This is a genomic window from Cellulomonas humilata, from assembly GCF_030814415.1.
GTDB classification, from domain to species: domain Bacteria; phylum Actinomycetota; class Actinomycetes; order Actinomycetales; family Cellulomonadaceae; genus Cellulomonas; species Cellulomonas humilata_A.
Genome location: NZ_JAUSVB010000004.1, coordinates 1 through 11376 on the forward strand (window position 1 = coordinate 1; position 11376 = coordinate 11376).

General features: G+C 73.2%; 10 protein-coding genes. 9 read left to right on the forward strand and 1 reads right to left on the reverse strand.

Features of this window, described 5'->3' with window-relative positions; all coding sequences use genetic code 11:
* The first annotated feature begins 163 nt into the window (after nucleotides 1–163).
* From aroC to J2X26_RS14025, 7 genes are all read left to right on the forward strand, one after another.
* Nucleotides 164–1354: a chorismate synthase gene (gene aroC, locus J2X26_RS13995; protein WP_307493191.1), complete on the forward strand. Its 1191-nt coding sequence runs from the start codon at nucleotides 164–166 to the stop codon at nucleotides 1352–1354.
* Nucleotides 1351–1908 carry a shikimate kinase gene (locus J2X26_RS14000; protein ID WP_307493193.1) on the forward strand — a complete coding sequence of 186 codons (558 nt, stop codon included), beginning with the start codon at nucleotides 1351–1353 and terminating at the stop codon, nucleotides 1906–1908. The genes aroC and J2X26_RS14000 overlap by 4 nt, the downstream gene beginning before the upstream one ends.
* A complete protein-coding gene (gene aroB, locus J2X26_RS14005; protein WP_307493195.1) occupies nucleotides 1905–3029 on the forward strand; it encodes a 3-dehydroquinate synthase in 1125 nt (374 codons plus the stop codon). The genes J2X26_RS14000 and aroB overlap by 4 nt, the downstream gene beginning before the upstream one ends.
* Before the next feature lie 30 nt (nucleotides 3030–3059).
* On the forward strand, nucleotides 3060–3500 hold the full coding sequence (locus J2X26_RS14010; RefSeq protein ID WP_307493197.1) for a type II 3-dehydroquinate dehydratase: 441 nt from the start codon (nucleotides 3060–3062) through the stop codon (nucleotides 3498–3500).
* Nucleotides 3501–3623: 123 nt separating this feature from the next.
* Complete coding sequence (gene efp, locus J2X26_RS14015; protein WP_307493199.1) at nucleotides 3624–4187, forward strand: elongation factor P; 564 nt, start codon at nucleotides 3624–3626, stop codon at nucleotides 4185–4187.
* A gap of 1 nt (nucleotide 4188) precedes the next feature.
* Nucleotides 4189–4605 carry a transcription antitermination factor NusB gene (gene nusB, locus J2X26_RS14020; RefSeq protein WP_055914424.1) on the forward strand — a complete coding sequence of 139 codons (417 nt, stop codon included), beginning with the start codon at nucleotides 4189–4191 and terminating at the stop codon, nucleotides 4603–4605.
* A gap of 269 nt (nucleotides 4606–4874) precedes the next feature.
* Nucleotides 4875–6107 (forward strand): sugar ABC transporter substrate-binding protein, encoded by a 1233-nt coding sequence (locus J2X26_RS14025; protein WP_307493201.1) that lies wholly within the window; start codon nucleotides 4875–4877, stop codon nucleotides 6105–6107.
* Nucleotides 6108–6115: 8 nt separating this feature from the next.
* Here J2X26_RS14025 and J2X26_RS14030 read toward each other — a convergent pair whose 3' ends face one another.
* Nucleotides 6116–8413: a putative bifunctional diguanylate cyclase/phosphodiesterase gene (locus J2X26_RS14030; protein WP_307493203.1), complete on the reverse strand. Its 2298-nt coding sequence runs from the start codon at nucleotides 8411–8413 to the stop codon at nucleotides 6116–6118.
* A gap of 81 nt (nucleotides 8414–8494) precedes the next feature.
* Here J2X26_RS14030 and J2X26_RS14035 point away from each other — a divergent pair, with 81 nt between their 5' ends.
* Entirely contained in the window at nucleotides 8495–9892 is a 1398-nt protein-coding gene (locus J2X26_RS14035; protein WP_307493205.1) for an MFS transporter, read from the forward strand.
* On the forward strand, nucleotides 9889–11295 hold the full coding sequence (locus J2X26_RS14040; RefSeq protein ID WP_307493207.1) for a pyridoxal phosphate-dependent decarboxylase family protein: 1407 nt from the start codon (nucleotides 9889–9891) through the stop codon (nucleotides 11293–11295). The genes J2X26_RS14035 and J2X26_RS14040 overlap by 4 nt, the downstream gene beginning before the upstream one ends.
* Nucleotides 11296–11376: the final 81 nt, after the last annotated feature.

Genomic DNA, 11376 nt, shown 5'->3' on the forward strand with positions numbered 1-11376 from the left:
GGCCCCCCCCGGCCGCCCCCCCGCCCCCCCCCCCGCCCGGGGGGGGGGGCCCCCGGGGGGGGGCCCCCCCCCCCGGGGGGGGGGGGGGGGGGGGGGGGGGGGGCCCCCCCCCCCCGCCCCCCCCGGCCCTGCGTCATGTCTGCACCATGGAAGGATGCCGCTCATGCTGCGTTGGTTGACCTCCGGTGAGTCCCATGGCCCGGCGCTCGTCGGCATCCTCGAGGGCCTCCCGGCCGACGTCGAGGTGCAGAGCTCGGACATCCAGGAGGCGCTGGCCCGTCGGCGCCTCGGCTACGGCCGGGGTGCGCGGATGAAGTTCGAGCAGGACGAGGTCCGGCTCCTCGGCGGCGTGCGGCACGGGCGCACCCAGGGTGGGCCCGTGGCGATCGAGATCGGCAACACCGAGTGGCCCAAGTGGGTCGACGTCATGTCCTCGGACCCCGTGGAGGACCCCGACGTGCTGCTGCGGGCGCGCAACGCCCCGCTCACCCGTCCGCGCCCCGGGCACGCCGACCTCGTGGGGATGCGCAAGTACGCCTTCGACGACGCCCGGCCCGTCCTGGAGCGCGCCAGCGCCCGCGAGACGGCCACGCGCGTGGCGCTCGGCACGGTCGCGGCCCGGTTCCTCGAGCAGGCGGCCGGCGTCCGGCTGGTGTCGCACGTGGTGAGCATCGGACCGGTGTTCGCCCCGGAGGACGCCGCGATCCCGACGCCCGACGACACGGCGGCGCTCGACGCCGACCCCGTGCGCTGCTTCGACGCGGCCACGTCGGCGGCGATGGTCGCGGAGATCGACCAGTGCCACAAGGACGGCGACACGCTCGGCGGCGTGGTCGAGGTGCTCGCGTACGGGCTGCCCTCCGGGCTCGGGTCGTACGTGCACTCCGACCGTCGGCTCGACGGTCTGCTCGCGGCCGCGCTCATGGGCATCCAGGCCATCAAGGGCGTCGAGGTGGGGGACGGGTTCCGTACCGCCGCCCGGCGCGGGTCGCAGGCGCACGACGAGATCGAACGCGACGGTTCCGGCCGGATCGTGCGTCGGACCAACCGCGCGGGCGGGCTCGAGGGCGGGATGACGAACGGCGAGATCCTGCGGGTGCGTGCGGCGATGAAGCCGATCTCCACCGTGCCGCGGGCGCTCGACACGGTCGACACCGCGACGGGCGAGGCCACCAAGGCGCAGCACCAGCGCTCGGACGTGTGCGCCGTGCCGCCGGCCGCTGTCGTCGCGGAGGCGATGGTCGCGCTCGTGCTGGCCGACGCGCTGCTGGCCAAGACGGGTGGCGACTCGGTGGGCGAGGTCCGCCGCAACCTCGAGGCGTACGTCGCGTCGATCCCGGACCTGCTCGCGTGAGCACGACGCCAGGCCCGCGCATCGTCCTGGTCGGTCCTCCCGGCTCCGGCAAGTCGACCGTGGCGCTCGCCCTGGGGGAGCGCTGGCAGCTCGCCGTGCGGGACACCGACTCCGACGTCGAGGCCACGGCCGGCAAGGCGATCGCCGAGATCTTCGTGGCGGACGGCGAGCCCGTGTTCCGGGCGCTGGAGCGCGACGCGGTCCGGGTCGCCCTGGAGGAGCACGACGGCGTGCTCGCCCTGGGCGGGGGAGCGGTGCTCGACGAGACCACGCAGGAGCTCCTGACCGCCTACGGCGCCGAGGGCGGGACGGTCGTGTTCCTCGACGTGACGCTGGCGCACGCCGCCCCGCGCGTCGGGTTCAACCAGGCGCGGCCGCTGCTGCTGGGCAACCCGCGCGCACAGTGGCAGGCGCTGATGGAGGCCCGTCGGCCCGTGTACGAGCGCCTGGCCACCGTGCGGGTGCTCACCGATGGCCACCGCCCGGCCGACGTGGCCGAGCTGATCGAGCAGGAGCTCGCGGTCCTGCGCCGCGGCGAAGGGAACCCGTCATGACCGACACCCGTACCGTCCGCGTCCACGGGGACCAGCCGTACGACGTCGTCATCGGCCGGAACCTGCTGGCCGCCCTGCCCGACCTCGTCGGTCCCGACGTGCGACGGGTGCTCGTCGTGCACCCGTCCGCCCTGGCGACCACCGCCGACACCGTCCGCGAGGACCTGCGCGCCCACGGCTACGAGGCGTTCATCGCCGAGGTCCCGGACGCCGAGGAGGCCAAGACCGCGCAGGTCGCGGCGTTCCTCTGGCAGGTCCTCGGCCAGGCGGACTTCACGCGCACCGACGCGATCGTCGCCGTCGGCGGGGGTGCGACGACGGACCTCGGCGGGTTCGTCGCCGCCACGTGGCTGCGCGGGATCCGGGTGGTGCAGGTGCCGACGACGCTGCTCGCGATGGTCGACGCGGCGGTCGGCGGCAAGACCGGCATCAACACGGCCGAGGGCAAGAACCTCGTCGGCGCCTTCCACCCCCCGGCGGGCGTGCTCTGCGACCTCGCCGCGCTCGAGTCGATGTCGAAGCACGACTTCGTCGCGGGCCTCGCCGAGGTGGTGAAGTGCGGCTTCATCGCCGACCCGCGGATCCTCGAGCTCGTCGAGGCGAACACCGCGGTCCTGACCGACCCCGTCGCGGCCGCGTCGTCGCCCGTGCTGCTGGAGCTCGTCGAGCGCGCGGTCGCCGTGAAGGCACGGGTCGTGGGGGAGGACCTGCGCGAGGGCGGGCTGCGCGAGATCCTCAACTACGGCCACACGTTCGCCCACGCGATCGAGCACGTCGAGCGGTTCCAGTGGCGGCACGGGGCAGCGGTGTCCGTCGGCATGGTCTACGTCGCGGAGCTCGCCCGGCTGGCCGGGCGGCTGTCCGACGAGGTCGTCGACCGGCACCGCTCGATCCTCACCTCGCTCGGGCTGCCCGTCACCTATCGCGGGGACCGCTGGGACCGGCTGCTGGCGGCCATGCGGCGGGACAAGAAGACGCGCGGCGACCTGCTGCGGTTCGTGGTGCTCGAGGACATCGGCAAGCCCGTCCGGCTCGAGGGTCCCGACCCGGCGCTGCTCGCCGCCGCGTACGCGGAGCTCAGCGAGGGCGCACCGGCCCCGTCGCGCGCGATCTCCCTCTGACCACCACAGCCGTCACCTAGGCTTCCCGACATGACGCGAGTGCTGGTGCTCAACGGTCCCAACCTGGGTCGGCTGGGGGTGCGCGAGCCCGAGGTCTACGGTTCGGCGACGCACGCCGACCTGGCTGAGGCGGTCGGTGCCTGGGCCGCCGAGCTGGGTCTCGACGTCGAGGTGCGCCAGACCGATGACGAGTCCGTGCTGGTGGGGTGGCTGCACGAGGCCGTGGACACGCGCGCCCACGTCGCGCTCAACCCCGCCGCGTTCACGCACTACTCCTACGCGCTGCGCGACGCCGCGGCGCAGGTCACCCACGCCGGCCTCGTGCTGGTCGAGGTGCACCTGTCCAACCCGTACGCCCGCGAGTCGTTCCGGCACGTGTCCGTCATCGGGCCGATCGCGACGGGCACCGTCGCCGGCTTCGGCGTCCTCGGCTACCGCCTGGCGCTGGAGGCTGTCGCAGCTCGCCTGTGACAGTGCCGCGGTTCTCGCACGGTACGATGGTCGGCGGTCTGCGGCCGTAGATGCCGCGCACGCCCTCCGGGGCCGCGCCCGCGCGCGGACCGCACAGAACTCACTCGACAGGAAGCGACGATCGTGGCGACCACCAACGACCTCAAGAACGGCACCGTGCTGAAGATCGACGGCCAGCTGTGGACCGTGATCGAGTTCCAGCACGTCAAGCCCGGCAAGGGTGGCGCGTTCGTCCGCACCAAGCTGAAGAACGTCCTGTCCGGCAAGGTCGTCGACCGTACGTTCAACGCCGGCCTGAAGGTCGAGACGGCGAACGTCGACAAGCGCGACATGCAGTACCTGTACAAGGACGGCACGGACTTCGTGTTCATGGACACGGACAACTACGACCAGATCCACATCTCGGAGGTCACGGTCGGCGACGTCGCCAACTTCCTCCTCGAGAACCAGAGCGCGATGGTCGCGACGAACGAGGGCGTGCCGCTGTACGTCGAGCTGCCGCCGTCGGTGATCCTCGAGGTCACCTACACCGAGCCGGGCCTGCAGGGCGACCGCTCGTCCGCCGGCACCAAGCCCGCGACGCTGGAGACCGGTTACGAGATCCAGGTCCCGCTGTTCCTCGAGGCCAACACGAAGGTCAAGGTGGACACCCGCGACGGGAGCTACCTCGGCCGTGTGAACGACTGAGGTGGGCGCTCGCTCCAAGGCCCGCAAGCGGGCCCTCGACGTCCTCTTCGAGGCGGACCAGCGGGGGATCGACCCGGTCGGCCTGCTGGCCGACCGCATCGCCGAGCCCGGTACCGAGGCGTCGCTGCCGCAGTACTCCGTCGACCTGGTCGAAGGAGTGATCGCCGAGCAGGACCGCATCGACGAGCTGCTCGCGACACACGCCCACGGCTGGACCATCGACCGCATGCCCGCCGTCGACCGCGCCCTGCTGCGCCTCGGCACGTGGGAGATCCTCTTCAACGACGACGTGCCCGACGCCGTGGCGGTGGACGAGGCCGTCGAGCTCGCACGGTCGCTCTCCACGGACGAGTCCCCGCAGTTCGTCAACGGGCTTCTCGGACGCATCGTCGACCTGAAGCCGACGCTGCTCGCCTGACGTCCCGACGACGCCCGCGCCCCGCCCGACGGTGCGCGGGCGTCGTTGCGTCCGGGCACGGGCGGATGGTCCGGTTCGCGTCCTCAGCCGCCGTCCGGGTGATCGTCGGTGCAAGCGCGCAGGCGAAGGTGCAGGTCGTGGGCGCGAGCCCGCTGAAACGCAGACTGCAAGTTGCTGCAAGACGTTGCGTACGTGTCGGTGGCGCGCCTAGCGTCGGCACGCGACGGCCCGACGACGGGTCGTCACCCACCGAACTCCCGGAGTGCCCGATGCACCGTCGCATCCGTCCCCTCGCTCTCGTCGCCCTCCTCCTGCCGCTCAGCGCCTGCACCGCGGCCGCGCAGGACCCCCTGCAGGCCACCCCGGAGATCACCGTGTGGGCGGACGAGTCGCGGACCGCAGGGCTCGAGCGGCTCGGGGAGCAGTACACGGCCGAGACCGGGGTCGCCGTCCACGTCGTCGGCCGGGACAACGAGACGATCCGCGACGAGTACGCGCAGGCTGTCGACCGTCGGACGGGACCGGACGTCCTCGTCGGTGCGCACGACTGGCTCGGGCAGCTCGTCTCCGCGGGCACGGTGCTGGCGATCGACCTCCCGGACCCGGCCGCGTTCGTTCCCGTCGCGGTCGAGGCCATGGCCTACGACCACGTCACGTACGGCGTCCCGCTGTCGACCGAGAACGTGGCGCTCGTGCGCAACGACGCCCTCGCCTCCACCACGCCGACCGACTTCGACGGCCTGGTCGCCCAGGGAGAGGAGCTGGTCCGCCGCGGCGTCGCCGCGTACCCGGTCCTGGTGCAGCAGACCGAGGCGTCGAGCGACCCGTACCACCTGTACCCGCTGCAGACCTCGTTCGGTGCGCCGGTGTTCGCCACCAACGAGGACGGCTCGTACTCGGACCAGCTGGCGCTCGGCGGCGACGCCGGCCACGCGTACGCGGACTACCTCGCCGCGCTGGGGGAGAAGGGCGTGCTGAGCCCGACGGTCACCGCGGACGTCGCGAAGGCGGCGTTCCTGGCGGGTCAGTCGCCGTACATCATCACCGGTCCGTGGAACACCGGGGAGTTCGTGGAGGCAGGCCTCCAGATCAGCGTGCTCCCGGTACCGCCCGCCGGCCCGCTGCCCTCGCAGCCGTTCGTGGGCGTCCAGGGCGCCTTCGTCAACAGCGGGAGCCTGCACGCGGCGGACGCCACCGACTTCGTCACGCGGTTCCTGACCACCCCGGAGGCGCAGGTCGCGCTCTACGAGGAGAGCGGTCGCGCACCCGCCCTGCGTGCCGCCGTCGAGCAGATCACCGACGACGCCGTGGTCCGGGGCTTCTCGGCCGCCGGGGCGGACGGTGCGCCGATGCCGTCGATCCCGCAGATGGCCGTCGTCTGGACCTTCTGGGGAGGGTCGGAGCACCTGGTCATCTCACGCAGCGGTGAGCCGCACCAGCTCTGGGACGACATGGTGTCGATCATCTCGACTGCCATCGCCCCGGAGGCGCTCCAGCCGTAGAGCGACCGTCAGCCGCGTCGCCGTACCGTCGCCAGCCGCGAACCGTCGCGGCTGGCGTTCGGCGTCGGTACCCCGATCGCCCGCAGGGGTCGCGCCCGCTCGGGCACGATCGCGGTCGCGCCGGTCACCGGCCGCGGTCCACGGACCGGAAGGTTGGGTGCGGCCCGGCCGAGGAAGTTGCCCTGGACGCGGGTCACGCCCATCTCGGCGAGCGCCGTGAGCTGGTGCGGGGTCTCGACACCCTCCGCGACGACCGCGAGGCCGTGGGTGCTCGCCAGCGCGACGATCGCCCGGACGACACCCCGGCCGCGCTCGGTGCCCATGTCGCGCACGAACGACCGGTCGATCTTCAGCTCGTCGACGGGGAGGCGGGCGATGCGGGCCAGCGAGCTGTAGCCGGTCCCGAAGTCGTCGACGGCGATCCGTGCGCCACGGGCCCGCAGCTCCGACAGCACGGGGACGGCCGACGAGGTCTGGACCAGCGCGCTCTCGGTGATCTCCAGCGTGAGGTGCTCCCAGAACGCGTCGCCCCAGGCGGTCTCGATCTGCTCGAGCGCGTCCGGCTCCGCCAGCTGCCGCGCCGCGATGTTGACCGAGACGGGCATCTGGAAGCGCTCCAGGGCGCGACGGGCCTGCCGGAGTATGTCGAGGCCGATGGGCACGATGAGCCCGGACTCCTCGGCGAGCTCCAGCCAGTCGGCGGGCAGGATCAGGTGGCCGTGGTGGTCCCAGCGTGCGAGCGCCTCGACCTGGACGATCTCGAGGGTCTCCGCGTCGACGATCGGCTGGAAGTACGCGGTGAAGTGCCCCTCGGCGACAGCCTCCTCGAGCGCCGCGCGCTGGTGCCGCTCGGCCTCGACGCGGCGCCGCAGCGCCCGGTCGAAGACGCGGAACCCGGACCGCGAGCGCTTGGCCTCGAGCATGGCCGTGTCCGCGTGCCGGACCAGCGCGTCGGCGTCGACGACGTCGCCGGGCAGCCAGGTCGCGACGCCCACGGTGAGGCGCGCGGGTCGGCTTCCGCCGTTGCGGTCGATGAACCCTTCGCGGATGGACCGGGCGATGACGACCAGGTCGACGTCCTGGGGTGCCCGGGCGAGGACGATGACGAACTCGTCGCCGCCGACCCGTCCGACGTAGGAGTCGTACTCGGTGAGCGCGTGCCGCAGGTAGTCGGACACCCGGACGAGGAGCGCGTCGCCGTGGGCGTGCCCGAAGGAGTCGTTGACGCGCTTGAACCCGTCGAGGTCGCAGTAGATGAGCGACACGCGGGTGCGCTCGACGTTCGCCCGCTCGAGCATCGCCAGGAGGTGCTCCTCGACCGCACGCCGGTTCGGCAGGCGGGTCAAGGGGTCGGCGAACGCCGTCACGTGCAGCCGTTCGCTCAGCTGGTAGCGCTCGGCGGCGGCGGACACGATCTGCGCCAGGTCGATGAGGAAGGTGCGGGCCTGCGGGGAGTGCTCGACCTTGTCCGACGAGAAGAGCTCGGTGACGAAGCGGTCGCGGGCGATCGGGCGCAGCGAACCCTCGATGCTCGGGTCACGCAGGATGATTCGAGCCTCGTCCCGGGCGGTGAGCAGCAGCCCGTCGGCGTCCTTGACGAACCACGCCGAGTTGGCCAGGCGGGCCAGGGCGTCGCGCATGCGGTTCTGCCGCGCCGCGGCGTCCTGCGCGTCCCGGAGCCGGTTGAGCGCGAGCACCTCGATGCCGACGGCCATCGGGATGGCCCACAGCGCCCCGAACATGGCGCCCAGGGTGTGGTCGTGGACGATCACGCCCGCCGTGAAGATCGCCAGCGACTCGGCACCGGCGACGACCAGGAGGGAACCGAACGCGGTGAGCTGGGTCCGGCCGACGGCGACGACGACGTACGACACGACGACCGCGGTCGGGATGAGCAGGAGGGCGGCGGCGAGGACGTCGGCGTCGGCGATGTACCGGTCGACCGGCACCCACCACAGGCCGGCACGCGCGAGGAAGAGGGCGATCGACGCCCAGAGCCAGTAGCGGATCTTCGGGCCGCCCGCGATCGCCCGCGTGGTGGGGATCGCCATGACCAGGAAGGCGGCCACGAGCTGGGCATGGACGAAGACGAGCACGTCTCGCACGGAGCCCGGCGTCGTCAGGGCGAAGAGCCCGCCGGCCAGCAGGATCAGGGACATCACGAGCGACCAGGCGAGCGACCATGCGGCGCTGGCGGGGCGGACCTCGCCGCGCCACCACACCCACTGGAGCGCGCAGAAGCCGGCGACCAGACCTGCAGCGAGCAGCTGCAGCACGGTGACCCACGCGGGAACGGTTCCGAGCACGAATGGTGAATCGTCATGTGCCTGCTCAGGGATGACGTGGCATCCGGGTGACTGGGACAACCGGGCTGTCATCATGGCGCTGTGACCTCGACCTCCGTCCCCGTGGTGCTGCCGCGGCGCACCGTCGTCGGCTACGCGCTCGGATCCGTCGGCACGGGCGGCTTCGGGACGCTGCCCGGACTGGTCCTGGCCTATTACCTGACGGACACCCTGGGCGTGGCCGCGGGGCTCGCCAGCCTGGTCGTCACGGTGCCGAAGCTCTGGGACGTCGTGATCGACCCGCTGATCGGGGCACGGTCGGACGTCTCCGCGGCACGGCACGGCAGCCGACGCCGGTTCCTGCTCGCGGGCGCCGTCTCGATCCCGCTCCTGTTCGCTGCGCTGTTCGCCACCCCGACCGCGCTGACCGGCTCGGCGGCGGCCGTCTGGGTGGTGGTGGCGTTCATCGCGGCGGCCACGGCGTTCAGCGTCTTCCAGGTGCCGTACATCGCGCTCCCGGCCGAGATCGCCCCCGACTACGACTCCCGGACCCGGCTGCTCGCGCCCCGCATCGCGGTGCTCGCGGTCGCGATCCTCGCGTTCGGTGCGGGCGGACCGCTCGTGCGGGACGCGGCGGGTGGCGGTCGCACGGGGTACGCGGTGATGGGGCTGGTCGGCGGTGTCGTCATCGGGCTCGGCATGCTCGCCGCCTGGTGGGGTGCGCCGCGCCGTGCGGGCATCGCGGTCCCGGCCGCGGCGCCGGTCGCCCCTCGTCCGGAGCGCCGTGGTGACGCCCTGCGGCTCGGGCTCGCGACCCTGCGCGAGCTCCCGGCGTTCCGTCGCCTGCTGTCGACGTTCGTGCTCCAGGCGCTTGCCACGGGGGCGATGCTGGCCGGCGCGCAGTACGTCGCCACCTACTCGCTCGGCTCCGAGGGAGCCGTGACCTTCCTGTTCGCCGCGCTCGTGGCTCCCGCGCTGCTGGTGATGCCGCTGGCCACCCGTCTCAGCCGTCGGGTCGGCAAGCGCACGGCGCTCACCGGCGCGACGACCCTCTTCGCCGTCGCGGCGCTCTCGCTGCTGCCCATGCGCTGGGTACCCGGTCCCTGGGTCTACGTGTCGGTCGCGCTGGCCGGCCTGGCGTACGCGGGGATGCAGCTGTACCCCCTGGCGATGCTGCCCGACGTGGCCGCGGTCGATGCGCGGGACCGGGGTGTCGACCGTGCCGGGGTCCTCGGTGGCGTGTGGACGGCGGGGGAGACCGCGGGGCTCGCGCTCGGACCCACGCTGGTGCTGGGCATGCTCGCCGCCACCGGCTTCGTGTCCCGGACCGGTGACACCGTGGTCGCCCAGCCGGCGTCGGCGCTGACCGGGATCGTGGTCGCCTTCTCCGTGCTGCCCGCCGCGCTCGCGTTCCTGAGCCTGCTGCCGCTGGCGCGCTACCCGCTGTCGGAGGCCGTCGTCGACGCGCCCGGAGTTCCCTCGAAGGAGACCCGCTCATGACCACCGGACGCTCGGCCGACGACGTCCTGGCCGACCTCGCGACGCTGCGGGCAGCCGACCCTCCGACGCACGGCGGCCGGGTGCTGTCCTATGTGTACGACCCCGGCCGCGCGGACCTGGACGAGGTCGCCGCGCAGGCGGTCCGCCTGTTCCTGCCCGTCAACGGTCTCGACCCGACGACGTTCACGTCGGTCGCGGCGCTCGAGCGACGACTCGTCGCGTTCGCACGCGACGTCCTGCACGGCGACGCCGGCACCGTCGGATCCGTCACGTCCGGCGGGACCGAGTCGTGCATGCTCGCGGTGAAGTCCGCCCGCGACCTGTGGCGCGCGGCCGACCCCGGGCGCGCGCACGCCCGGCCGACCCTCGTCCTGCCCACCACCGCGCACCCGGCGTTCCACAAGGCGGCGCACTACCTCGATCTCGACGTCGTCCCGGTCCCGGTCGACCCGGCGACGGGCACACCGTCGGCCGCCGACGTGCTGGCCGTGGTCGACGAGCGGACGGCCCTCGTCGTCGTCAGTGCGCCCAGCTACCCGTTCGGCGCCATCGACCCGGTCGCCGAGGTGGCCGCGGGTGCGGCCGCGCGCGGTGTCGCCTGCCACGTGGACGCGTGCGTCGGCGGCTGGGTGCTGCCGTGGTGGGGCGACGTCGACCAGCCGTGGGACCTCGCCGTCCCCGGAGTCACCTCGATCTCGGCGGACCTGCACAAGTTCGGCTACGCACCCAAGGGCGCCTCGGTGGTGCTCTACCGGGCGCGCGAGCGGCACCACGCCCAGTACTTCGCGACGACCGCCTGGCCCGGGTATCCGGTCGTCAACCCCACCATGCTGGGCTCGCGCGGCGCCGGTTCCATGGCGGCCGCGTGGGCGGTCCTGCAGGTGCTGGGCACGGACGGGCTCGCGGAGCTGGTCGGTGCCACGCGCCAGGCGACCGATCGCCTCATCGAGGCGGCCGGCGCCGTCCGCGGGCTGCGGGTCGTCGGGACCCCCACCGGTCCGCTGGTCGCGCTCGCCGCGGACGACTCCCTGCCCGCCACCGAGCAGGTCGACCCGTTCCTGCTCATCGACGAGGTCCGTCGTCGTGGCTTCCTGCTCCAGGCCCAGCCCGCGATGGTGCAGCCGGACGGCTCGGTCCTGCCGCGCACGGCCCATCTCACCGTCACGGCCGTGACGCACGGGATCGTCGAGGAGCTGGTGGAGGCGCTCGTCGCCGCGGCCGACGCCGTGCGCGGACTCCCTGCCGCGGTCCCGGACGCATCGCTCGCGGGACGGGTGCTCACCGAGGGGCTTCCCGACGAGCTCGCCGGGGTCATGGCCACGTTGGAGGCACTGCCGGGCGAGGTCGTGCACCCGCTCCTGATCGCGGTGCTCGCGGCGGCGATCGACCCAGCGCGCGAGTGAGACGGTGCGAAGGGCCAGCCTGCCAGCACGCTAGAGTGCCAGGCGAGACATTCCTTTAAGACCCGTCCTGTGAGGCGGGGA